This window comes from Marseilla massiliensis, from assembly GCF_023336985.1.
GTDB classification, from domain to species: domain Bacteria; phylum Bacteroidota; class Bacteroidia; order Bacteroidales; family Bacteroidaceae; genus Prevotella; species Prevotella intestinigallinarum.
Window position 1 is genome coordinate 21,016 of sequence record NZ_JAMBLP010000024.1, and the last position, 24,425, is coordinate 45,440.

General features: G+C 57.6%; 20 protein-coding genes. 2 read left to right on the forward strand and 18 right to left on the reverse strand.

Going from position 1 to position 24,425, the window contains the following annotated elements:
- Positions 1–279: 279 nt before the first annotated feature.
- The 7 genes from M3089_RS13275 to M3089_RS13305 all read right to left on the reverse strand — a co-directional run bounded on the left by M3089_RS13275 (position 280) and on the right by M3089_RS13305 (position 10,547).
- The gene (locus M3089_RS13275) at positions 280–1,263 is read right to left on the reverse strand and encodes a hypothetical protein (protein WP_249084578.1); all 984 of its coding nucleotides are present in this window, start codon (positions 1,261–1,263) and stop codon (positions 280–282) included.
- Positions 1,263–2,294 (reverse strand): hypothetical protein, encoded by a 1,032-nt coding sequence (locus M3089_RS13280; RefSeq protein WP_249084579.1) that lies wholly within the window; start codon positions 2,292–2,294, stop codon positions 1,263–1,265. Before M3089_RS13280 ends, M3089_RS13275 begins: the two co-directional genes overlap by 1 nt.
- A 109-nt stretch (positions 2,295–2,403) precedes the next feature.
- Positions 2,404–3,306, reverse strand: a complete 903-nt coding sequence (locus M3089_RS13285) for a fimbrillin family protein (RefSeq protein ID WP_249084580.1) — start codon at positions 3,304–3,306, stop codon at positions 2,404–2,406.
- 108 nt (positions 3,307–3,414) lie between these two features.
- On the reverse strand, positions 3,415–6,996 hold the full coding sequence (locus M3089_RS13290) for a fimbrillin family protein (RefSeq protein ID WP_249084581.1): 3,582 nt from the start codon (positions 6,994–6,996) through the stop codon (positions 3,415–3,417).
- 121 nt (positions 6,997–7,117) lie between these two features.
- On the reverse strand, positions 7,118–8,050 hold the full coding sequence (locus M3089_RS13295) for a fimbrillin family protein (RefSeq protein ID WP_205108351.1): 933 nt from the start codon (positions 8,048–8,050) through the stop codon (positions 7,118–7,120).
- 305 nt (positions 8,051–8,355) lie between these two features.
- Entirely contained in the window at positions 8,356–9,693 is a 1,338-nt protein-coding gene (locus M3089_RS13300) for an acetylxylan esterase (RefSeq protein ID WP_249084583.1), read from the reverse strand.
- A 110-nt stretch (positions 9,694–9,803) separates the two neighbouring features.
- Positions 9,804–10,547, reverse strand: a complete 744-nt coding sequence (locus M3089_RS13305) for a hypothetical protein (RefSeq protein ID WP_205108347.1) — start codon at positions 10,545–10,547, stop codon at positions 9,804–9,806.
- Positions 10,548–10,658: 111 nt separating this feature from the next.
- On the opposite strand from M3089_RS13305, the gene M3089_RS13310 reads away from it, so the two are divergent.
- Together M3089_RS13310 and M3089_RS13315 are read left to right on the forward strand one after the other, a co-directional pair.
- Positions 10,659–11,009 (forward strand): hypothetical protein, encoded by a 351-nt coding sequence (locus M3089_RS13310; protein ID WP_249084584.1) that lies wholly within the window; start codon positions 10,659–10,661, stop codon positions 11,007–11,009.
- A 28-nt stretch (positions 11,010–11,037) separates the two neighbouring features.
- Positions 11,038–11,463, forward strand: a complete 426-nt coding sequence (locus tag M3089_RS13315) for a Fur family transcriptional regulator (RefSeq protein ID WP_205108343.1) — start codon at positions 11,038–11,040, stop codon at positions 11,461–11,463.
- 103 nt (positions 11,464–11,566) lie between these two features.
- Here the strand turns inward: M3089_RS13315 and M3089_RS13320 are convergent, their stop codons facing one another.
- The 11 genes from M3089_RS13320 to M3089_RS13370 form a co-directional block, all read right to left on the reverse strand.
- The gene (locus tag M3089_RS13320; protein ID WP_249084585.1) at positions 11,567–12,880 is read right to left on the reverse strand and encodes a pectinesterase family protein; all 1,314 of its coding nucleotides are present in this window, start codon (positions 12,878–12,880) and stop codon (positions 11,567–11,569) included.
- 726 nt (positions 12,881–13,606) lie between these two features.
- On the reverse strand, positions 13,607–14,653 hold the full coding sequence (gene queG, locus M3089_RS13325; protein ID WP_249084586.1) for a tRNA epoxyqueuosine(34) reductase QueG: 1,047 nt from the start codon (positions 14,651–14,653) through the stop codon (positions 13,607–13,609).
- Positions 14,631–15,242: a polysaccharide deacetylase family protein gene (locus M3089_RS13330; RefSeq protein ID WP_205108339.1), complete on the reverse strand. Its 612-nt coding sequence runs from the start codon at positions 15,240–15,242 to the stop codon at positions 14,631–14,633. The genes queG and M3089_RS13330 overlap by 23 nt, the downstream gene beginning before the upstream one ends.
- A 5-nt stretch (positions 15,243–15,247) precedes the next feature.
- Positions 15,248–18,622 (reverse strand): glycosyltransferase family 117 protein, encoded by a 3,375-nt coding sequence (locus M3089_RS13335; protein WP_249084587.1) that lies wholly within the window; start codon positions 18,620–18,622, stop codon positions 15,248–15,250.
- Entirely contained in the window at positions 18,619–18,813 is a 195-nt protein-coding gene (locus tag M3089_RS13340; protein ID WP_249084588.1) for a hypothetical protein, read from the reverse strand. Before M3089_RS13340 ends, M3089_RS13335 begins: the two co-directional genes overlap by 4 nt.
- 105 nt (positions 18,814–18,918) lie before the next feature.
- On the reverse strand, positions 18,919–19,554 hold the full coding sequence (locus M3089_RS13345) for a metal ABC transporter ATP-binding protein (RefSeq protein WP_249084589.1): 636 nt from the start codon (positions 19,552–19,554) through the stop codon (positions 18,919–18,921).
- Positions 19,542–20,375 carry a metal ABC transporter solute-binding protein, Zn/Mn family gene (locus tag M3089_RS13350; RefSeq protein WP_249084590.1) on the reverse strand — a complete coding sequence of 278 codons (834 nt, stop codon included), beginning with the start codon at positions 20,373–20,375 and terminating at the stop codon, positions 19,542–19,544. The genes M3089_RS13345 and M3089_RS13350 overlap by 13 nt, the downstream gene beginning before the upstream one ends.
- A gap of 7 nt (positions 20,376–20,382) precedes the next feature.
- On the reverse strand, positions 20,383–20,838 hold the full coding sequence (locus tag M3089_RS13355) for a YqaA family protein (RefSeq protein WP_249084591.1): 456 nt from the start codon (positions 20,836–20,838) through the stop codon (positions 20,383–20,385).
- On the reverse strand, positions 20,814–21,752 hold the full coding sequence (locus tag M3089_RS13360) for a hypothetical protein (RefSeq protein WP_249084592.1): 939 nt from the start codon (positions 21,750–21,752) through the stop codon (positions 20,814–20,816). The genes M3089_RS13355 and M3089_RS13360 overlap by 25 nt, the downstream gene beginning before the upstream one ends.
- Positions 21,753–21,775: 23 nt before the next feature.
- Complete coding sequence (gene purD / locus M3089_RS13365; RefSeq protein ID WP_249084593.1) at positions 21,776–23,044, reverse strand: phosphoribosylamine--glycine ligase; 1,269 nt, start codon at positions 23,042–23,044, stop codon at positions 21,776–21,778.
- A gap of 72 nt (positions 23,045–23,116) precedes the next feature.
- The gene (locus tag M3089_RS13370; RefSeq protein WP_249084595.1) at positions 23,117–24,157 is read right to left on the reverse strand and encodes an HNH endonuclease signature motif containing protein; all 1,041 of its coding nucleotides are present in this window, start codon (positions 24,155–24,157) and stop codon (positions 23,117–23,119) included.
- Between the last annotated feature and the right edge of the window lie 268 nt (positions 24,158–24,425).

Genomic DNA, 24,425 nt, shown 5'->3' on the forward strand with positions numbered 1-24,425 from the left:
GTTAAATATTTGTGGCAGTATGCTGCCGTTGCCGTGAAATATTCTTACACGGCCGTTGTCGTTGCGGCCCAGTGTGGCCATTGTCCTGCCAAACGGCCCTCGTTGCATGGCCAAACGGCCCTTTCGGGGCTGCGAAACGGCTCTTTTTGCAGTGCCATCCGGCCCGTTGTGCAATCGGCTGGGCCAGAGGCTGTTGCACGCCGGGCGCCGTTGGCCGTTTTTTCTTTACACCCGGTGTGCCGCAACGCGGCGCTTGCGCCCCGTCGGCGGCGTGGCGGCTCATTTGTGGCTTTTATACAGACGTATGCCTATGCCTACGCTACCCTGCCATGCTTTGCCGGCAATGGTAATGGCAGAAGCCGAAAGGCAGATGCGCCCAAGGCTCACCATGACACCCGCCTCGGCAGCCACGCCGCTGTGGGTCAGTCCGCTGTTGAGGGCATACCCGCCGCCCTCGCTCTCGGCCAGTTGCCATGCCGTGGCCGTGCGGCCGTAGCCAGCTCCGTAAAACAGGTTGATGCCCGGCCACAGGCGGTGGATGGGCCCTGCCGTGACGGCATAGCTCGAGTGGCGCGTGGCCCCGGTGTAATAGGGCATGACGCCGCTGTTGCCTATCAGGCCCTCCTCGTTGCATTCGGCGTTGGTGGGGTCTGTGTGCCGAAAGTCGGTCCGCGCATGCACAAACGCGCCGTGGCGTCGCATTGCCACGGCCATGATGCCCCACGAGGGGCCGTTGTCGTGGAATGACGCCGTGAGCAGGGCGCTTGCCGCCAGGGGCAGCCTGGGCTTGCGGCGGCCAATGGTCACGGTGTCTACTATGGTCTGGGTGAGTATTATGGTGTCTGTCCGCAGCGTGTCGTCTTGGCGCGGAAGGTCGAGCGTCAGCTCGTAGGTGACGTGGCTTTCGAGAGGTTGGGGAAACCTGTAGTCGCGCAGCACGCCCCATCGCGGGTGCTTTATGGTGAGCATCTTCGACCCGCGCGGCATGTAGAGCCATATCTCGCCCACCTCGTCGCGGCGCACCACTATGCCCAGCGGCGACGAGAAGGCAAACTCCTCGGGTGCAGCCACCTTGATGAGGGCGCATGGCTCGTCGTTGAGGTCGCGCACGGGGGCGATGAAAGCGCTCACGTCGTTGGGCAGCTGTCGGAACTGTTTGACCGCGAAGTCTTGTGCTTCGGCCACAGACAGCCGTGCCGCCTGTGCCGCGATGAATAGCAGCGCCAAGGCTGCAATGCGCATCTTGAGGGTTCTGTTTGCCATTAGTTGAGGTTGAAGTCGGTTATGTCCATTACGTCGTCGGGGGCTTCAACCGATGCCGCCGGCTGCCATGTGCGCACGTGGATGAGCGGCATCGACGGGTTTCTGAAGTCCCAAAGCAAGAAGAGGTAGCCGTCGTCGGAATAGCGGTCGCTGCGGTAGCCCTGCCTGAGGCTCACGCCGTATATTCCGTCGACGGTGGGGTGGCGCATTATTCTGAAGGCCGAAAAGCTCACGTCGATGGTTCGCGAGGCATCGAAAGCTCGCTTCAGCCTGATGATATATTCTTTTTTTGTGCGTATGAAGTATTCGGTGCGTTGCCGCGGCAGGGCGGCCTTGGTGTCGTTGGGCCCCGTCCTGACCACGTTGCCCACGATGATGAGCGCCCGGTCGCTGAACACTTGGCTTATGAAGTCGATGTCTTTGGTGGTGTATGCCGTGCGCAGGTGCTCGCAGTATCTCAATATCATGCTCCTGCGGCCTGCGTCTTCTTCGGTGAGCTTGCCCGACAGCACCTTGGCGGCCTCGGCGTAAAAAGGGTTGCTGCGGGCCATGCGCCTGAGGTCGGAGGCCTGGTCGCTTTGTTCCTGGCTGCTGTTGGTGGGGCCGTCGCCGGCTGTTGCCTGTTGGCCTTGAGCCGTCTCCGTTGGCTCGGCAGCCCTGCCCGCGCGTTCGTCGGGCATCGGCTCGGCCTTGCCGCCGGCTTCAAAACACACCTGTCCCAGCCTGTCTATGTAGCCCTCGCGCCCGGTGGCGTTCTCGCGGAAGCGCAGCCGGCCGCCCCTGAACCTCACGTCGAGCGTGCAGTCGCGCAGCGGTATGTTGAACAGGTGGTTGCCGGCGGCGTCGCATACGGCGAAATGGCTGTTGCCGCTGCCGTCGGCCATGACCACCAGCTGGCGCCCTTCATGCACGCCGTAGCCCGCCATGCCGTGGCCGCCAGACAGAACGGGGGCGGGTGTCAGCCTCAAAGCCAACGCCACGCCCCCGAGTATGAGAGTCAATGTAGATAATATGATCAGTCCTTTCGTCATTGTTGTCAGCAGTCTTTTGTGCGACCATGCCAGGCCGCGGGCAAGCGGCCTGCCATCACTCATGTCATTTACTCAGATTCGTAATCTGTCATTATTCATCGGTTAATAGTCATTGCCAATCTTGTATCTCGCCTCCAACCTCTATCTTCACCTTGTCCGGGTTGTCGGATATGACCAGGTTGACAAGGTGCTCGGTGCCGGGCTTGAACTGGAACTTGCTCTCGAAGATGTAAGACACGCCTTTCATTATCACCTCTATGAGCGGAGTGCGGTTGTCGATGCGCTGTGGCACGATGATGGCCGAATAGGTGTAAGCACCCTGTTGCTTGGCGGTGATGGTGGCGCGCTTGCCGTATACATCGCGGGTGGCCACCCCTACGCCCAGGTCGATGGTGGCCGTTGGCACGGTGTTGTGCACGTATACCTTGGCATCGGTGGGCATCTCGCCCTCAAAGTCCTCGCCTTTTATGAGCCTGACGGTTATCTTGCTCATGATGTGGCGGAACGTGAGCCTTATCGGCGATGCCGATGCGCTCACGCCAGAAGTGCGGGCATAGAGCAGGTCGCTGGCCTCGTAGCCGTCCATCCCGTCGGTTGCCATGGCGCCCTGGTTGCGGCTCACGCTGAAGGGCATGTTGTCGATGGAGCTCACCGGCGTGGTGTACGGATAGTAGGCGTAGGCGTTGTAGGTGCCGTCATCCCAGTAGAGAGAGCGCCGTGGCGTCCATGTGCCGGCGGCGAGCGTCAGCGGTTCGTTGTTCACGAGGTTGCCGCCTATCTCCAGCGGGGCGTCGGTAGCAGCCACAAACAGCCCTATGGTGTCGCCCGTCTCAAACCCCGCGTCGGTGGCCCGCGTCCTGTCGGCCGGATGGGCCACGCTGAACGTCATCGGGGTGTGCTTGGCGTCGGCAGGGCTGGCGGGCCCTGTTCCGGCGTTGTCGTCTTGTGAGCAAGCCATTGGCACGGCCATTGCCAGTGCCAGGCTTGCGCAGATAAATGTATGTCGTTTCATCTTCCTATCGGTTTTAGTGCCCCTGCGGCAGTGCCCCCTGACGGGGCGCTGCACGTTGGGCGGGGCGGTTGGTTGTTGTCTTTATTTCGTTTCATGTCGCTTGGGGTGTCACTTCAGCGGGCTGCCTTTGTGTATCCTGGGCGGCATCTGGAAGCTGCGCACAGTGCTCGAGGGCACGTCGGCACTGCGGGTCACGTTGCCTGCGTCGCGCTTGTCGTTGGCCACAAACTCCTCAAACGAGTAAGTCTCGCCGGCATAACGCTTGATGCGCTTCACTATGCTCTCGCGGCTGATGGTGCTGTAATACGGTATGTCGTTGTTCATACATGAGTTTTGCTCCGAGCGGAACACGCCGCGGTTGTGCATGAAGCCGCCTTCGAAGATGTCGACAATGTCGCTGTAGCGGTCGTCGAAGATGAGGTGGCTCCATGGCACCTCGTGCATCTTGCCCGTGAGCGACAGGTTGTCGTACCAGCCGAGGCCCTTGGCCCAGTTGAACTCGCGCACGTGGCCGCAGCAGGTGCATTGGCAGAAGTCGATGAACTCGTTGTGGTAGATGTACTCGTCGCCCAGCTTGGCGAAGCCGTGGCCGCCGGCCTCATGCTGTATCACGCCGCGCGAGTCGAGCGGATAGCCGTAGGTGCTCTGCGGACAGAAGGCTATGGCCGAGCCGTCTTCCCACATCTGGCAGATGCCGCCGTAGTCGGTGCTGTTTGGCACTATGATGATGAGCGTCTGGTTGAGGTTCTCCTTTGTCACCGTGGGGGCGTTGAGCGCATACTTGAATATCTCGTCGTAGTCGGCCCTGAGGCCCACTCCGCCCGTGAAGGTGGTGTTGAAGCGGTTGTAGCGTATGGTGTTGATTGTTCCTACGCCCGTTTCCGTGGAGAGCGGGAATGCGGTGTAGACGTTGAAATAGTCGCGGTAGGTGGTGTAAGGCTCTATGCCGAAGAAGTATTCCACCTCTTGCTTGATGTTGGCAAGGTAGTCGCCGTCGGATATGTTCTTGCCGTCGTAGCCGTCGCCGAGTATCACTATGTTTATGCCGCCGTTGTTGCCGCGCTTGGCTTTCTGCAGCGTGAGCCACTCGTCTTCGCCATACTGGTAGTCATACTGCGTCACGGTGCACTTGTGGGTGTAGTCTTTGCTCTTCAGACGGAACACAATCTCGCCTGTGCGGTCGGCCGAACCCTTGGCCATCGCCTTTATGGTCAACGTCACCTCGGCCTTGTTTCCGCCGCTTGTCTGCGACAGTTCGCACCAGTCGGGCTTGCTCGCTACCTCCCATTCTCCCTCGGCATCCACCACAAGCGTCTGCTTGTGCTCTGTGTTAAGGGCACAGGCCACCGACGGGCGGCACACCAGTTCGTGGTGGGCGGCAATGCGCTTGAAGTCTTTCCAGCCCGTTGCTACTTGGTATTGGGCAATGGATGATTCAGGCACTTCGAGCGTGAAGTTGTCCTTGGCCACGCCGTTGAATGCGCCTTCCTGTACATTTGCAGGCACAGAGCCTTTGCAGACGATGCTGCCTATGCCGAAACAATTGGCAAAAGCCCCACCGTTGTCGCCCCAGGTAGCTTCATAGCGTATGTTTTCGAGGCTTTCGGGGAATACCAGCCCTTCAATGCTTCGGCAGTTGGCAAAGGCTCCTGCGCCAATGGTTTGCAGCCCTTCGGGGAATTCTATTATTCCCATCATTCGCCAGTTGCCTGCAAATGCGTTGTTGCCTATGGACGCAATGTCTTTCGGAAGCTTAAGTTCGCCAGAGAAATCACACCCGTTAAATGCCCCTTCACCCAGTGTCGTCAGATTCTTGGGGAGTATCAACTCACCTTTCAGTTGCGTGTAGGCAAAGGCATTTGTTAGTATTCCCGTTATTCCATCATGTAGCTGCAAGGTGCCGTTCAGCCCGGTATTTTCAAACGCTCCCTGTGATATGAAAGTCACACCCTGTGGTATTTTCAAGTCGCCCGTCAGGTTCTTGCACCCTGCAAAAGCGGCATCGCCGATGAATTCAAGGTTTTCCGGAAGTATGAGATTACCGTAATAACCGGTATTGCTGCTAAAGACCTGATGTCCGATATACTTCAGTTTGTTGGGCAGTTTTAATTCACAAGTGAAGTTGCATCCGTTGAATGCGCCTCCGATATCAACCGCACCACCTCCTCCTATATATTCGAGTGTGCTTGGCAAGGACAGAGTGCCGGTCAGAGAATTGCACCAAAGGAAAGCACTCGGGCCAATCTCGGTCACTCCTTCTGGTATGATGATAGACCCAGTAAGGTTGACGCAGTTTCTGAAAGCGCGTTCGCCGATTCCTTTCAAAGTGTCGGGAAGCACAACGCGGAGCAGCGATTTCTTTTCATCGAAAGCGCCACCAGTTATTATGTCATCCTTTTCGTCGAAGTCATTAGCTGCATCTCCTTTTCCCCAAGGCTTGCGCCCCATTAATCCACTCACACGAACCTCCTTCATGTTCAGCGACTGCAGGTTGTCCATCGAGTCGCGCATAAACTCAAAGTCCTTCGTGTTGATGCGGCCGGTCAGCTTCAAGTTCTTCACCTGGGTGTAGTCTTTGTTGGCTGCAACGATTGAGTCTTTGAGATGGCCTGCCGTGGAGTTGATGACGATATACTCGCGGGCGTTGGCATCATGGCTCACTAAGTCGTTCTCCCATGGCGTGATGCTCTCGCTGATAAGGGTGAGGGCATACTGCCCCGACGCGGCTTTCTTGTCTACGCGGATGGCAAAGTTGTTCATCTTGCCGGCCACATAGGTGAACGCTTCGTCTTTCTTGAACTTGTAGGGCACGCCCCCTATGGTGATGCTGAATAGCGTCTGGCCGCCTTGCACGGTCTGTGGCACCACGATGGCGCGCCATTCGTCGCCCCTGCGGCTGGGCATGGTTGCGGTCTGTTCCACCTTGCCTGTGGGTGTGACCTCGCCTGTCGAGAGGTTGATTGCAGCCTCGCGGATGAGGTTGGTGGCCAAGACTATCTTCTCGGTCTGCCCCCATTCGCCTTCGGCAAAGCCGCTGCCCTCAACGAGGGTGACGCGGGCGTTGGCCATGCGGTGCTGCATGGGCAGGCGGATTACGCTGTTTGTCGGTGCCACATCGGCTGCCTTGCCCCAAAGGAAGTCGCTGGCCTCATAGCCTCCCATGCCATTCTCGTCGGTCGTGGTGCTCTGGTCGCGCTGCACTATGAACGGATAGGCATCGATGCTTTCGGGAGAACCGAACGGATAATAGCCGTAGACATCAATGTGGGTGTGCTTGTCTTTCCAGTAAAGGTCGTAGGCCGACGACCACTTATAGGCGGCCTCGTCGAACGTGTGGCGCACGTTGTCGCCACGGTTGCCGCTCACCTGCAGTGTGCCGGGTGTGTTTCCGTCGTAGTCAACGATATATACGCCCATCACGTCGCCGTCGCAGAAGCCGTTGTCGTTTACCCGGGTGACGGCCAGTTGGTCTATCTCTCCCGAGAGGTTTATGCGTCCCGCCGCCTCGTCGGCAGCCGTTCCGGTGAACAAGTCGTCGGAGCATGACGTAAGCAACAGTGCGAGCAAGAAGCCTGTCCCAATCAGTCCTTGGCGCAACAGGCATGCTGTCAGGCCGGCACCGGTTCCCTTCCGTGGCGGAAGGGTGGTGGCTGAATGCCTTATGTAGTATTTTTTGTTAGTACTGTTCATGATGAAGTTCATTTAGTTGTTACCATAAATGATATTTCGAATGGCAGGGCCGGCAAAGCATTGCCTGCCTTCGTATGCCATGTTGCCGCGCCTGCGGTGTGGGCCGGTGGCGGCTTCGGGCCTATTCTGCAGTGCCTCCGTTGTCAGTGCCGTCGTCTTCCCATTGGCCGATGCTTACGTTGATGCCGTTGCTGGTCTTGCTCAGGGTGACGGTGAACCGGTGCAGTTTGCCGCTGATGAACGTGAAAGCCTTTGGCAGGTTGAACTCCCTTCCGTCTACGGTCACCGATATTAGGTTGCCGTCGGGCACGCTTTGCGGAACGATGAGCGCCTTGTAAGTGAATTGGGCGGTCTTGAGCGGTGTGATGTTCGACGTGGCCCCGCTTGCACTCACGGTGGCCTTGGCTATGTTGACGGTGGCGTTGGTCTTCACATTGTTTATCCTTACGCTTACGTTTGCTGCCGCCAGCGACTCGGCGGTGAACCCGTTGCCCGGCACAATCTTCACTATCATCTGGCTAAGCAAGTGCTTTGCCAATATGGTGATGGCTTTGTCTGTCGGGGCAATGTCCTTTGATGAGCCGGCAAGCAGGTCGCTTGCCTTGTATGCGCCCTCTGTGCTTTGGTCTGAATTCACCTTGAACGGCATGTTCTCTACGTTAGGCAGGCTTGGTGTGTAGGGATAGTAAAGGTAGAAATCGGCGTGGGTCTTGTCGTCAAGCCAGTAGATGGGGGTTGCCGGAGTCCACGTCCCGTTGTAAGTGAACGGCATGTTGTCGACATGGTTGCCGGTAGGTTTCAGTTGCGCGGCAGAACCGTCAGACGTCCGGTTTACCACGAAGAGGCCTATCTTGTCTCCTGATTCAAAGCTGTAGTCGGTCACACGGGTGCCGTTGGGCTCCATGAGTTCGGTGCTGATGTTTATCGGTAGCTTCGTGTGAGTGGTCGGAGGGGTAGGCTCCTGGCCATCGGACACATTGTCGTCGCCTCCTGATGAGCATGCACATGCAATGGAAGAAGCTAACAATAGCTTAATAATATCTTTCGTTTTCATAATTATACCATGCTTTAATTTGTTATTGATAGAATACATTCGCTTCAGACAAGGTATTTGTTTGGAGTATTATGGCCATTGATCCGCTAACTATTGCTTGTCAAGTGCAAAGATAATGTAAATTGCAATGATTGTCAAGTCCATAATGGTTCATAATGAAAACTTTTTAAGATAATGACGCTTGTGACGAGAAATGGCTGATGGCTGGGATTATAAAAAAGCCGAAATGACCATTGTCGTTGGTTTTTGCCAATGCGTTGCTGGTCATGTTCGACTTTGTCATGCTGTTTCAGGTATGAAAATGTTTACTGTTTGGCCTGTTGCCCCATCCATTCCATGGCCTCGTCGTTGGTTTCGGGAAACCTCCAGTGGCCGCTTGTCGGTGTGACGGCAAGTTTTTTTGGCGCCTTTATTTCGTTGAAAGTGCTGTATGTCGATGTTGGTGAGCATGTGTCATCGTTGTACCCGAAGGAGAAAAAAACCGGGCATTTGAGTTTTCGTGCGAAGTTTACCACATCATAATACTGTAGTGTTTTTTCGGCCCCATCGGCTTCTTTGCCTTTCTGGAAATACTTGGGCCAGCCTCCGGCCCGCCCGTGGCAGAATCCGGTCAGGTCGCACAGGGCGGGGTAGAACGGGGCGCAGAAAGTAACCTTTGGGTTGAGCGCTGCCGTTACGATGGTGAGGGCACCTCCCTGGCTGCCTCCGGTGACGCCGACGTTCTTGCCGTCCCACTCGGGCAGCGAGCAAAGGAAGTCGATGCACCGCGAGCATCCGGCGTACACACTGCGGTAATAGAACGACTCTTTGTCGGCAATGCCGTTGCGTTCATACTTGTCGGCCACCTTGCGTGCGGTGGCATACAGGTCGTCGCTCAGTTCGGGGTTGCACCCGCTGTGGATGCAGATGTTTAGGTAGATGTAGCCCTGTTCGCTATAGTAAGTGGTCGGTTCTATCTTCTTGGCGCCTGCGCCCGGCGGGCAGAACAATACCGGGTGCTTCTTGCCGTCTTTGGGTTTGGTAAGGTATCCGTACATGTTGCGGCCGTCGGGCCCTACGGTCAGTTTTACCAAAGCCACCTCCACGCGGTCGGTCGAGCGCCCGGGCAGCGGCGTTATCACCGGTTGCAGGTCGGCAGACTTTGCATTTTCAAGCGTCTTCTGCCAGAAACTGTCGAAGTCTTTGGGCATTACAGTGAACGGCTCTATGCTCTCGGGGCTGAACGCCACCTTGACCAAGTCTTTGTATTCACTGCCGTAAACCGAGAACCTGAGGCTGCAGGCCATGAAACCCGGTTGGCGGCGTGTGCCGACGGGTATTACGGCCTTGCCCTTGCTGAACGTCACCGAGTCTTCGGCAGAGGGCAGAAACATCTCGTCGCCGCATCGGTAGTATACCGTTACGCCTTCGAGCGCATTGCCGCCTTTGTAGGCTTCGATGGTTAGCGAGGCGTGCTCGCCGGTCTTGTAGTTTCGGTCGGGATGGCTGGCCGTTACCAAGTATTCCACGTATTGGCGCCTGGGCTTTGAGAACTGGGCAGAGGCAGCAAGCGAAAAGATGAAGAAAAAGACGAGCATAAGGCCCATCCCCAACCTTCTACGGTGTAGGGTTGGCTGTTTGCGATAGTTGTTTATGGTAGTCATAGTCTTAATTTTTTCTGGTCTGTCAGTAAGTTTTTAGTAGCCATGCAACTACTTGTCACATATTGCCGCATGGAGTTCCCTCCCTGCTGTTGTGGTTTGGTGAGTGGCCTTCAGTTGGCCTTGTCGTCTTGCGATATGATGCCTTCGCTTTCAACCAGCTCTCCGTATGTGCGGTCCATTTCGCGGGTAAGTACGTGGAAGTTGTGTTCAGAGCGGCACGCCTTTACGAATATTGCGTCGAGGCCGTCTGTCTCGTCGATTCCTGTGAGCGACATCTGCCTGTCGTGCAGCAGCACCGTCATTGCCTCGAGCAACAGCCTGAACACCGTGGCCTGGTGTAGCGATGCCTTGCCCGTGCCGGCTTGGCGTATGCCCCTGGCGTAGGCGAGCATCACCGTGCGCACCGTCAGCGAGATGGCCGTGTCGGTGTCTACGCTGCCGGCGCCCTCGCCGCGTGTGTACAGTCGCAGGTGGTCGGCAATGGCCGGCACCCGTCCGCCCAGCAGGGCCATGAAGTTGCGCTTGTATTCGGCCACCATGGCGGCGTAGACGGCGTCTGAGCGGCAGGCCAGCTTCACCAGGTCGGTCATTGTGGCGTGGCGCATGTCGGCCTTGCGGAGCTCGCCCTCAATCTCGTCCATGGTGTAGTTGATGCAAGAGAGGGGGTAAAACAGGGTGTCGTTGAACACCTCGCCCACAGCCTCATAGTGGTTGAGCATGGCTTTTTTCACCGATAGCGGGCGGAACCTGTCGGCTTCTGTCTTTATGTGGCAGTCGACGATGCCCGACGAGAACGCTTCGAAGAAGCTGCGCACCAAGGCTGCCACCACTTTGTATTTGTCTATTTTGTCCATATTCGGTTACAAAAATAGCAAAAAATATGTAAACAAAGCCGATCGGAAGCCGTTTTATTTTGATGTTTGCGGCATCGTGGTTAATTTTGCAACATATTAGTACATTAAATTATGGAAGACAGAAGCCGTGAGCGTTTCGAGGCGCTTTGGCGCGAGCAAGGCTACCGCCTGTTGCGCGAGGATGAGGAATACAGGCAGCTGTCCGATAGTTACAAGATGACTACCGGTGCCGATTTCCTGCTGTTTGGCATTCCGCTGCTGGTCGGTGTGGTGTTCATGGACATGGCGCCGATAGAGCACGAGCTGCTGCGATGGCTGGCTTGCGCGGCCGTGGTGGTGGCGGTGTTTGTGTTGTGCGTATGGATAAAGTCGGTCACAGCGGGCGCCAAGTCGTCTGCCGAGGTAGAGAAGCGCATCAAGGACAAGTGTTACGAGCGCTTCCGCGAGACGGGCAGGCTGTGAGCCACGGCGTAAAGCATTACCAGAGAGTATGGATGTAAGTAAGATAGAAGAGATATTGCAGGGCCACGGCATAAAGCCCACGTCAAACCGCATTGTTGTGCTCCGCGAGCTGACAAGCGCCGAGAGGCCAATGTCGTTGACTGAGCTTGAGTACAAGATACTGTCTATCGACAAGTCGGGAATATTCAGGGCACTGTCTGTTTTCAAGGAGCACCATCTCGTGCACGTGCTCGAGGATGGCGGCGACGGCGTGCGCTACGAGTTCTGCCGGAGCCACAGCGACGATGCCGACGACGATTTGCACGCTCACTTCTATTGCGAACGTTGCAGGCAGACATTTTGCCTGGAAGACATTGCCGTGCCGCAGGTGGAGCTGCCGGGTGGATATGAGGCCGTTTCGGTCAACTACATGATCAAGGGCATTTGCCCCGAGTGTGCCCGCAAGCACCGCTGACAGGCTGCTGCCTGGCTTCTGTGCCGGCATGGCGGGCCGCAGGCGAAACGGTTGCGCGCCGCACGGCACTGCCCGTGCGGCGCGCATCGTCAGGCAAGGCTGGTCATTTGCCCGGCGTGCCATACTTGTTGACGGCGCGTATGCGCAGGTTGGCAGCTCCGTCTGTCTTGCCGGTTTGCAGCTTAGTGTCGGCAGTGATGCCTATCACCCTGTCGCCCGACATCACCAGATAGCCTATGGCCCCGTCTACAGGCTGCCACGTTATGGTGCCCCCGTCGGCCTTAGCTCCCTCCGGTTCGGGCAGCCGCTCCATCATGGCCTTTGGGTTCCAATTGTCTTTTCCGGGTATTATGTTGTCGTAGGTCATGCGGTCGGCCTCGGCTTTTGTCACCGTTGTAGGACAACTGCCCGTAGGCGGGTTGTCGCCACGCCCCTTGTATGTGCTCTTGCGCCGGCTCAGGTCGACGGGGTTGCCCTGCGCGTCGCGGCTGTCGTATTCGGCAAACAGAGCCGGTATGGCCCCCATGTCTGTCCATCCTTCGGGGGCTATGGGTATGTTCATGGTGGTGTGTATGAACACAGCCTTGGGCGAGTTGTGCCACGGCCGCCCCAGCTTGGTCTTGGCGTCGCGGCGTGCCTCGGCGTTGCCGTCCACGGTGCAGTTTCGGAATACATATCCCCACGGTGCCTTGTCGTGGCTCGGCGCCACTATCACCGAGCCGCGCCTGACATTGTATAGGGTGCAGTTTTCGAGCAGCACGTTGCCTCCTCCATAGAAATAGTCTACGGCGCCCTCAATGTAGCAGTCCTTCACATAGTGGCGGTAGGCGTCCTCTTGTGTTGTCATCCATGTGTCTTGGAATGAGCGGAAGGCGCAGTCGAAGAAAGCGGCGCGGTCGCCGCGCGACTTCATGGCCAGTGCCTGCGGCCCCTTCTGGGCTTCTACGCCGTAGTCGTTGACGTAGGATATGCCTGTGGTGTAGAAGTCGGAAGCCTCTACTGTCACCACGCTGCCTTCAGCCTTGTATACGCTTGCCTGCGGGTTGTGCACCGAACTGGCCCAGTAGGCTGTTTCGCCGGCCGTCTTGCCGTCTTCCGGGCGCCCGCCCACGTTGAGGCTACGGTGTATTGTGGTGAGCTCTTTTCCCTGGCCTATCAGGTGGATGAACGGCTTGTTCGCAGGTATTTTCACCGAGCCTTCATACGACCCGGCTTTCACGAATATGAGCCATGGCGACGTGCGTCCGGCAGGGGCGTCGTCGATGGCCTGCTGTATGGTGGCATACTGGCCCGTTCCGTTGGTTGCCACAACGGCGTTGAACACCCCGTTGGCGCTGGCTGCGGCCAGCGTGGCGGTGTTGATCAGGGCTGCCACGGCTGCCATGGCTGCCCTTCGTGTTGATGGTGTTGTCTTCATTGATATATAATTTTAGTTAATGGTAATGTGTCTGTGGTTATGGCTGTCCATGGCTTTCGGGGCGCCATCGGCCGGTTGGCGTGTGGGCCGCCAGTTGGTTTGCGATTTCAAAGTTACCAAATATTGCCGGAATAACTGCGTCCCCGGTGGGCTTATTTGCCAAAGCCAGGCTGGCTGTGGCGTTTTTTTTGCTCATGGCTTTGGGCCGCTTGCCGTCATGCCGGCCCGGCGCGGTGCTTACGTTGCCGCCGCGAGGGGGCTTGCACCACAGTCAGCCTTTTGCCCGGCGAATGCCATCCCTTATATTTGTATAATGCTTTTCAGGCACCCTGATCGACTATCATTCCTCGTGCCGGCTGCCTTGTTTCGGCTTGGCCCTGTTGGCCTTTGACAATGGCTCAGGTCAATCTGTCTGCCAATGGCGCCTATTTGTTTTGCCACCTGGCGGCAGTTTGGGCTTTGGCGGGTGTTCGCCTGCACCACGCCATGTATGGTCAGGCTTGCCGTGGATGTGGCTTCTGTTGATGAAAATGTATGGTTTTTGTCAATGCCGTCATTGGCCTTAGCTCTCGGCCCGGGCAGCGGTGGTTTGGGCTATGTGCCGTTTTGCAGTCTGAAACGGGCCGTATTGATTGGCCAAACGTGCCGTTCCGCACGGCAGAACGGCACGTTTGGCGCCGAGTCATCGGTGGCGTAAAGATATTTTCTGCATGTCACCATGTTTTGTCACGTGCCCGTCGGGCCTTGTTCGTTGGCGCCGTGGGCTTTGGACTCGCCTTGGCCGCTGGCATCGTCCTCGCCAGCTGCAGCCTTGATGTTGCGCATCAGCCCCTCGTATTTGCAGCGTTTCACGGCGCTTCCTTTGAACAGGCGCCGGTATCTGTCGGGCGTCAGCGCGTGCCAGTCGGCTTTGCGCATTGCCATCAGCTCGTCGTCAGGCTGCAGTTCGGCGGCAGTTGCCTTTGGCGCCCTTGCGTTGTGGGGGCATGCGGCCTGGCACCTGTCGCAGCCGTATATGCTGTTGCCCATGGCGGAAGCTATGCCGGGCGGTATTGGGCCCCGGTTTTCAATGGTCTGGTACGACAGGCACCGGCGGGCGTCGAGCGTGCCGTCGGGTCGCAGGGCGTGGGTGGGGCATGCCTTGGTGCATGCGTGGCACGAGCCGCAATGTCCGGCTATGGGGGCATCGGGCTGCAGGGCCAAGGTGGTGAACACCTCGCCGAGGAAGAACATGCTGCCCGCCCCGGGTATGATGAGCTGGTGGTTGCGCCCCGTCCAGCCCAGTCCGGCCTGCATGGCCCAGTAGCGTTCGAGCACGGGGGCCGTGTCGCAGCACACCCTTGTCACAGCCACGCCACCGCCGGTTGCGCCGCCCGGTTGTGGCTCGGCCATGGCCGCGGCCTGTTCCATGTGGGCGGCAAGCGCCCTGAGCCTTGCTTTCACAGCGTCGTGGTAGTCTTTGCCATAGGCGTAGGCGGCTATCTGGTATTCGTCGGCTGGCATGGTGCGCTGTGGGGCATAGGCCATGGCAACGCACACCACGCTTTTTGCCCCGGGCAACAACAGGTCGGGGTTGAGCCTTATGTCGGTGTGGCGGGCCATATATTCCATGCCGGCATGGCACCCGTTGCCAATCCATGAGCGGAAGGCCGAGGCGGTTTCGGCGTCGACAGGCGTAGCCCTGGCTATGCCGCAAGCAAAAAAGCCGAGGCTTAGCGCCTCGGCTTTGATGCTGCTGCTGAGCTGTTGTTCAGTCGAAAGTCTTGAATTCATATCCTTGTTCTTTGAGCCACTTTATGGCTTCAGGCAGTGCGTAGTGCAGCTTGTCGATGCTTCGTAGCGAGTCGTGGAACGTTATGATTGACCCGTTGCGTGTGTAACGCTTCACATTGTTGAGCACTTCTTCTGCCGTCATCCACTTTGAGTAGTCGCGGGTGACCAAGTCCCACATCACGATGCGGTAGCGGCGGCCAAGCCAGAAATACTGGTCGGGGCGCATCCAGCCGTGCGGCGGGCGGAATAGATTGGTGTGCAGGAGCTCGTCGGCCTTCTGTGCGTTGGCGTTGTATGTGGCCACCGTGTGGCGGAATCCACCCATGTGGTTGAACGTGTGGTTGCCAATCCTGTGGCCGGCAGCCACCACCTTGCGGTAAAGGTCGGGGTGCTTGCGCACGTTGTCGCCCACCATGAAGAACGTGGCGTGCACTCCGAAGTTTGCCAGAGTGTCGAGTATGAACGGTGTGGCTTCGGGAATGGGGCCGTCGTCGAAAGTCAGGTAAACCGACTTCTCATGACGGTCCATTCTCCATGTAGCCCTTGGGTACAGCCAGCGGAGCCATATTGAAGGTTGCTCTATGAACATCTCGATTATTGGCCTTGGAATGTTCCGCCCTTGCTGCGGTACATATTTACTAATCCGTCGAGTTCCTTGAGCTTCTTCTCGCTCCATTCGCGGTCGGCCGAAGCGCCGTCCATGGCTGCCTGCTGCAATATGAATATGTGGAGCATGCAGTCGCGCTGGGCGCTGGCAAACCTCATTCCGCCGAGGCTGCAATACCACTTGAGGTACTGTTCAGACTTCGTCCACAGTTTCTTGAGTATGTCCATGCCCTTGGCTTTCTGCCCGAGCTCGATGTACAGGCGTGCCTGGTCGAGCGAGCCGGAGTTGAAGTCTACGGGCACATTGTACTCGGGTATCATCTTGTCGGCATAGGCCAGCACCTCGGCAGCCTTGGTCTTGTCGCCCTCGCCCATAAGGTTCATCGCCAGCTGGACAAAGAGGCGGCGGTGGGTGTAGCACATGCGCATCACGGTCTCGTCGAGATAGAGGCCCGGCTTGTCCAGCCCGCCGTACTTGAACTTGTGCATCATGTTGTCATACGTGCGCTTCGTGTCGAAGTTCTTGGCTCCGGGAGCGTTGGTGGTGAACGGTGTGATGCGGTTGGCAAGGCCTTCCTGCACAAAGTTGTCGCCGAGGTTCATGTAGTTTTCCTGGCCCACGGTGGTGGCAACATACACGGGGCGTGTCCAGTTGCAGCGGTCAATCATCTCGAGCATCATCAGGTTGCCCTTGTAGAGGGCGTTCTTCCCCTTGAGCGAGATGACCATGCGGTCGGGTATGCTGTCGGCTGCCATCATCATGCCGCTCTTCTTCACCGCCTCCTTGTCGATTGTCATGTAGACGGTATCGGTGGGAATGACGTGCACATTGTCGCTTCCGGTGAGCAGCTTCACCACTTCGCGCTGCTCGTTGCTCATCTTGTTGCGAACCCAGTAGGTAAGTATGTTGCGCAGTTCGAACGGATTGTCGCCGAACATCTTCTTTGCTTCGTCGGGATATGTCTTGTAAAGCTCCCTGATGGAAGCCTTCAGGCTCGGGTCAACCTGCACATACTCGTTGGTGCCGCTGCAATATTCGAGTCGGCTCCAGCTTATCGGCACCGATGGGGAGTCGTAGGCCGGGCGGCGCATCTGGTCTATATACCAGTCTGTCTGCAGGTAGCTCAGGTTGCATACGCGTGCATCTGTGCGCACTCCTTCGGTGTCTTGGTTGTACCACAGCGGGAAGGTGTCGTTGTCGCCGTTGGTGAACACTATCGGGTTGCCGCTTTCCTGAAGCGACATTAGGTAGTTCTGGCCGAAGTCGCGGCAGGTGTATCGGCCGCTGCGGTCGTGGTCGTCCCATGTCTGCGATGCCATTTGTATAGGCACAAGCAGGCAAACAACGCTCACAATGGCTGCCAGCACGGTCTCGTGGCCCTTGAGCCTGCGGTTGATTTCGTCTATTATGGCTGCTACGCCCATGCCGCACCATATTGCAAACGCATAGAACGAGCCAGCGTAGGCATAGTCGCGCTCACGCGGTTGCATCGGCGTCTGGTTGAGGTATATCACGATTGCGAGGCCCGTCATGAAGAAGAGGAAGAACACAACCCAGAATTGGCGGATGCCTTTGTGCCCGCGGCGCAGTGACTGCCAGAACAGACCGATGATGCCCAGCAGCAACGGCAGGCAGTAGAACACGTTGTGCCCCTTGTTGTTCTTTAGCTCGTCGGGCAGCTTGCTCTGGTCGCCCAGGCGCCAGTTGTCAAACCACGAGAAGCCGGTAATCCAGTTGCCATGCTCCAGTTCGCCGTTGCCCTGCAGGTCGTTCTGCCTTCCGGCGAAGTTCCACATGAAGTAACGCCAGTACATGAAGTTGCATTGGTAAGACAGGAAGAAGCGTATGTTCTCCATTTGTGTGGGCACTTTGACCATGATCTCTTCTCCGCAGCGGTCGTAGGGCACGTTGGTGCCGTCGACACCACCCATCCAGCTCTCGTAGGCACCGGCGTGGAGGTCGCTGTACATCCTTGGGAACAGCATGTTCTGGGCGTATTCGTAAGAGTCCTTGGTGCGCACCACGAAGTATGAGTCTTTCTCGTCCTTCGAGGCTTTCTCCTTCCGCTGGTATACAGGGTCGCCTGTCTTCATCACCGGGCGGCAGTAGTTGCCGTCGCGCTCGAGGGCCACTTGCGATGTGTAGGCGCGCCCGTAGAACAGCGGACGGTCGCCGTACTGCTCGCGTCCGAGGTATTCGCCAAGCGTGAATATGTCTTCTGGCGAGTTCTGGTCCATCGGGGGGTTGGCCGAAGAGCGTATCACAATCACGGCGTATGATGAATAGCCTATCATGAGCATGAGCATGCAGAGCAGTGAAGTGTTCTTTATGCGCGACGAAACCAGCGGCTGTCCTTTGCGCTTCCGCTGTATGATGAACCACAGCACAACGAGTATTATCACGCCAATCACCACAGAGCTGATGCCGTGGCCGTAGAACGGGATGCCGAGCATGGCAATTGCGAGCAGGAAGGCAATGTTGCTTCGCTTCTCGTTGTGGTCGCTGTAAGTCTCATAGATGGCCCAGATGATGCATGCTATGAGCAGGAAGATGTAGATGATCTCTCCGGTGTTGAACGGGCATCCAAGCACGTTGACAAAGAAAAGCTCGAACCATCCGCCCACTTGGACGATGCCGGGAACCACTCCGTAGAGCACTGCGGCGAGGATGACTATGGACACTGCCAATGCAGCCAGTGAGCCGCGCAGGTCGGCTTTGCCCGTGCGGTTGGGGAAGCGGCGGTAATAGTATACGAGCACTATGGCCGGGACGCAGAGCAGGTTGAGCAGGTGGACACCTATGGACAGGCCTGTCATGTATGCAATGAGCACCAGCCAGCGGTCGCTGTGGGGCTCGTCGGCGTGCTCATCCCACTTGAGTATGAGCCAGAACACAACGGCGGTGAATGCCGAGGAGTAAGCGTAAACCTCGCCTTCGACGGCGCTGAACCAGAAAGTGTCGCTGAAAGTGTATATCAGGGCGCCAACCATTGCAGACGCTTCGATGGCAATCAGCTTGCCCGTGGTGAGTTCGTTGCTGCCGCCAACGAGCAGCCTGCGTGTCAGGTGTGATATGCTCCAGAACAGGAACATGATTGTTGTGGCTGACAGCAATGCGCTCATTATGTTGACCATGCGTGCAACTTGCGACGGGTCGCTGGCGAACTGAGAAAAAAGATTGGCTGTCAGCATGAAGAACGGGGCTCCGGGCGGGTGTCCTATTTCAAGTTTGTAGCCTGTTGTTATAAACTCAGGACAGTCCCAAAAACTGGCTGTCGGTTCGATGGTGGAGCAATAGACTACGGCGGCAATGGCAAACGCCAGCCATCCGAGGATGTTGTCCACAAGCCTGAATTGTTTCATTGGTTGATGTGTTGTTGTTCTAAGTTCATGTTTTTAACAGCTGCAAAGTTAGTACAAAAATGAGTAGATAGTGTGTGTTTTGTCTTTTTTAACTCATGGGTTTTCTTCCTATGGGCTTGTTGCACATTGTGGTTGGCATGCTTGCGACTAAGGGCCACAACGGCAATTGTGGCCTGTTTGTCGCTTGTCAATGGTGGCATTGTTGGGCAGTGGGGACGTGGCTGCCATGTAAAGAAAACTTTTTCGGCATGCTGCTTGTGTGCCGGAGTGTCGGCCTTCGGGCAGCGTGGCATCGGCTATCGGTTCATCGTGATTACATGCCTGGCTGCCGAGGCTATGTATTCGCGGTCGTGGCTTACCATGACAATGGCGCAGTCGCTGTTGATTCCGGCCAGAAGGCTGTGCATCTGGTCTTTGAACTGCCTGTCGATGTAGGTGTCGGGTTCGTCGAGCACGAGCACTTCGGGCTTGGCCACAATAGCCCTTGCCAGCAGCACCCGTTGCAGTTGGCCTCCGCTGAGCGCCTTTATGGGCCGTTGGCTTATGTCGTCTATGCCCATGGCGCTTATGGCCCTGTCTGCCATGTCGCGGTGTTCGCGCTTGAATCGGCCCCACAGGGGCTTGGTGCCGCACAGGCCCGAGAGCACCGTGTCGTAGACGGAGATTGGGAAATCGTGGTCGATGGCGTTGTATTGCGGCAGGTATCCCATCCTCAGGTGTGCCACCTTGTGGCCGCCTCTGTAGTATTCCACGGTGCCGGACATAGGTTTCAGCAAGCCCAGGATGACCCTCAGCAGCGTTGTCTTGCCGCTGCCGTTGGGGCCGGTGATGCCTACAAAGTCGCGCTCGGCAACGCTCATGGACATGTCTGTTATCTGTGCGCGGCCTTCATATCCGGCGGTTACGCCGTTGAGGCATATTATTTCGTGCATAGGGCGTCGGCAATCTTCAGTAGCTCGGCCTCCCAGTCGTAGCTCAGAGGGTTTATCTCAATTGTCTTGACGTTGGTTTCCTTGGCCACGACACCTGTGTTTCGGTTGGCATACTCCTTTTGCACGAACATTATCCTGGTGCCTTTTTGCCTGGCCGAGTCGATCAGCTTTGCCAGCGAGGCTGCCGATGGCTCGTGGCCGTTGGCCTCGATTGCCATTTGCTCGAGGCGGTAGTCGCGGGCGAAATAGGTGAGTGCCGGATGGTAGATGATGAACGAGCGGTTGGTGCATTCGTCGGTCTTGGCGCTTATCTTGGCGTCAAGGTCGATGATTTTCCATGTCAATGAGTCGAGGTTGGCCCTGAAATAGGCCGAGTCTTTCGAGTCGATGCGGCTCATGGCCTTGCAGATGTTGTGGGCAATGCGCAGGGCGTTGGCCGGCGACGTCCATGTGTGCGGGTCGGCTGCGCTGCCTTTAGATACTTGCAGCGGTTCGATGCCTTCCGACGAGTCGACCACAATAAGGTGCTGTGCATTGGCTCCGAGGCGTTTCATCCATGTGCGCTCGAAGCCAAGGTTGCCGGCTTTTATGTACAGCTCGCTTTTGGCCAGCGCGGCCATTTGCTGTGCCGTGGGTTCGTAAGTCTCGGGGCTGGCGCCGTTGGGCACCATAGTCACGACGTCAAACCTGTCGCCGCCAATCTGTTCGGCGAAGTATCTCAGGGGTTCGATAGTCACGGTTATCGTTGGCTTTTCCGGCGTGCCATCTGTGCATGCGGCAAGCATTGCCAAGCCAAGCAGTAGGTATATTACTCTCTTCATCTTGTGTTCAGTGTATAAAGAAATCGGCACCGTATACCAGTGCCACATATCTGAGCAGCTTGCCCAGCGTCACGGCCAGCAGCGTCACGCCGACATTGGCCCGAAGCAGGCCCAGCATGACGGTTATGGCGTCGCCTATTACGGGTACGAAAGCAAAGAATCCCATCAGTGCGCCGCGCCCGGCCATGAACCGTTCGGCCCGTTCGAGGTCGCTTTTCTTTATCCGCAGGAATCGCTCTATCCATTCCGGCTTGCCCAGTCGGCCCAGGCCGTAGTTGAACATGCTGCCGGCCACGTTGCCCACCGTGCCATAGGCTATGAGCCAGGCGGGGTCGAGCCCGGCGGCAAGCAGCCCCACCATCACAACCTCGCTGCTGAACGGCAGTATGCTTGCGGCGAGGAACGAGGCTATGAGTATGCCTATATAGCCGTAGTTTATCAGAAGTTCGTTGAGGGCATCCATAGGTTGAAGGCTGTCAGGGCCAATGTGGCGACCACGATGGCGCAGAAGGCCACGTTGGTCACCTTGGTGTTGGTGAGCGTTATGAAATGTGCTATCAGCGGACTTGTGTTTACTATCATCATGCGCAGGGCCAGTTCGTAGTGTTGTGGCTGCAGTATGGCAAGTGCGGCCGAGGCTATGTCCATTGTGATGAAGCAGCTGTAGAACATCCTGGTGCGTATCTTGTCGTTGATGCTCTGCCGCCGGTAGTGTATTATCCCGGTTGCGGCCATTGCCATGACGAAGGCCATTGTGGCCACTTGGTTGGCGGATAGCAGGCTGAAGTCGCACAGCGGGCCGGTGGCCGCCAGTTGGCCGAGGTGGTCGGCAAGCATGGGCAGATGGCCTGTATAGAGCGCAATGGCAGCTGCCAGCCAGTAGGGCAGGCACAGGCCCAGCACCGATGCTGCCACTGTGCGCAGGCTGGCGGAGCGCACAAAGGCCGCCATCAGCAGCCAGAGCACCGGCGCGAAATACAGCATCTCGGCGTAGAAAAGGCTTCCGGTGCTTATGCTCATGAAGGCATAGAACGTGAGTCCGGCCGCCTGCCTGTCCTGGTAGCTGCGGAACAGAGCTGCGTATGCGGCGATGGCAAACAGCTCCATGGCCGCCCCGCCTGCCGAAGTGAACAGGAAGGCGGCGGCGCACGACAGGGCGATGAATGCGCATGACACCATGCGGCTGTACACCCTGATGAGTGCGTTGGCGTTGTTAAGCTCGACCATGAGGTAGGTCGACGCGGCGAAACAGCCGAACTGCATCCACAGCCCGTCTGAAACAAGCCCGCCGGCCATCCACACGAGTGTGGCGTAGATGGCTGCGGCGGGCAGAGTCATGCGGCTCTCCGACACGTTATTCTGCAGTCGTCTTGCCATTGGTTGTTGCCTTCTGTGTTTTGTTACAGGTCTTGGCCAATGTCGCGGCGGAAGTACTTGTCGGTGAAGTGTATCTTTTCGGCCTCGGTGAACGACTTGCGAAGGGCCTCGCCCTTGTCGGCGCCGTATGAGCTTACGGCTATGACGCGGCCGCCGGCTGTCACCACACTGCCGTCTTTGATGGCTGTGCCGGCGTGGAACACAATGCTGCCTTCCACCTGGTCGATGCCGGTTATGGGATAGCCTTTCTTGTATTCCTGCGGGTATCCGCCGCTAACCATCATCATGCATACGGCCGAACGCCCGTCAAACTCGATGCCACGCTTGTCGAGGTCGCCGGCTGCCACGCCCTCAAACAGGTCTACTATGTCGCTCTTAAGGCGCAGCATGACGGTCTCTGTCTCCGGGTCGCCCATGCGGCAGTTGTATTCTATGACCATCGGGTCGCCGTCGACGTTGATCAGCCCGAAGAATATGAAGCCTTTGTAGTCTATGCCCTCGGCGGCCAGCCCGTCGACAGTGGGGCGTATGATGCGGTCTTCCACCTTCTGCATCCACTCTTTCGTGGCAAACGGCACGGGGCTCACGCTGCCCATTCCGCCGGTGTTCAGGCCCGTGTCGTGCTCGCCAATGCGCTTGTAGTCCTTGGCCTCGGGCAGTATTTTGTAGTGGCGGCCGTCGGTGAGCACGAACACCGAGCACTCGATGCCGCTGAGGAACTCCTCGATGACAACGCGGGCAGACGCCACGCCGAACATCCCGCCGAGCATCTCGCGAAGCTCGCGCTTGGCCTCTTCGAGCGTGGGGAGTATCAGCACGCCCTTGCCGGCGCAAAGGCCGTCGGCCTTGAGCACGTAGGGAGCCTTGAGGCTCTCAAGGAAGGCCAGCCCTTCGTCGAGCGAGGTGCCGTCGAACGTGCGGTAGCGGGCTGTCGGTATGTTGTGCCGCTGCATGAAAGCCTTGGCGAAATCCTTTGAGCCTTCGAGCACGGCACCGGCCTTCGACGGGCCTATCACGGGGATGGCCGCCGTGCGGGGGTCGGCCTTGAAGTCATCGTATATGCCCTTTACGAGCGGGTCTTCCGGCCCTACAACGACCATGTCGACGGCATTTGCCACGGCAAAGTCTTTCAGCTTGTCAAATTCGTTCACGCCTATGGCCACGTTCTCGCCGCAACCCGTGGTTCCGGCATTGCCCGGGGCGATGTACAGTTTGTCGACCTTGGGGCTTTGGGCTATCTTCCATGCGAGGGCGTGCTCGCGCCCGCCGCTTCCTAACAGTAGTATGTTCATAGTGTCAGTCCTTGTTTTGGGATTATTGTTGTCTTGTGTTTGCACCTGTTGTTGGTGGGGCTTCGTGCGGCCTTACCTGACTATTGATTTCTCCATGCCGCCCCTGTTGCCGCTGCTTATTATGTATATTCCCTTTGGAAGGCCCTGCAGGGCGCCGGCCTTGTCGACGTCGCGGCGCACCATTGTGCCCCCGATGGTATAGACGCACACCGTAGCCGGCCGGCCGCCGGTGGCCTCGGTGATGGCCGACGGGCCGTCGCTGTCGTAGTGGTCGTAGCTGAAGGCCACGGCGGTCTTGTCTCCCCACACGTATTGCTCAAGCCCCGGGTAGTCTACGAAGGGGTTGCGGTTGCCCTGCAGCTCCCATACGGCCTCGTTGCGCTCGGTCTCTTTCTGGCTCACGGGGTCTTCCTTGGCCCATCGCAGCAGCAGGTCGAGTGCCCAGCGGCTGAGGGCCGGGTAGGCCGTTCCGTCGAGCATGTCGCTCTGCCAGGTGGCTACACGCTTCTCGTAGCACGTCACCATGTAGAAATAGATGCGCGCGAAGTCGCCCTTATACTCGTCGGCCGGCTCGAACACCGTGCCCGAATATCCGCTCGTGGTTGAGCGTCCGAGCTTGCTGAAGCCTCCTGCCGACTGATATTGCTCGCCGTTGGTCTCGCCGAAGGGGTAGTTGCCGCGGCGGTTGTTGACGTATCCGTCGGTGGGAACGATGTGCACCAGGTCGGTGTACATGGGCCTGGCGTCGTTGAACCAGCTCTTTGGCATAGAGTGCTCGCGGTTGTACGAGTCGCCCTCTTTCTTGTAGTTTGCCCCCTGCTGCGGGCCGCCCATGGTGTAGTTGGTGGCGCTTGAGTACATGTCCCACACCTTGCCGTCGCTGCGCCTGTCGGTTGTGTAGAAACATTTCCACAGGCCCGAATACGATATTGCGCTGTGGTCGACAATCACTTCGGCCATGGCCGTCTTCAGGCTTTTGCCTGACTTGCCGTCGGCCGGCCTGTAATAAGTGCCGCTGTTGTTGGGCCCTTGAGCGAGGGCTACGCACGCTCCGAGCATCATGGCCGCCAGTGAGGCCAGTCTGCGGTGGCGTACAGTGGAGTTGGGTGTCATGTATTGTTGTCTTTTGATTATTCCATGCAAAGTTAGTCCTTTGTTCCCAATTAGCCAAAAGTTATATGTGAAAAGTGCTGTGGTGTGGTTCTTATTGACTGAAAATGCCCATGCCTGAGTGCTTGCTGATATGCCGCAACAAGCGTTTCCCGGCCGGCGGCTTTTCAGAATGTGCCGTTTTGCGGCATCAAACGGCCTGTTCTGTGTTGCAATACGGCACGTTTTGCCGGCCCAAACGGCACGTTTGGGAATTACAATAAGATTGATT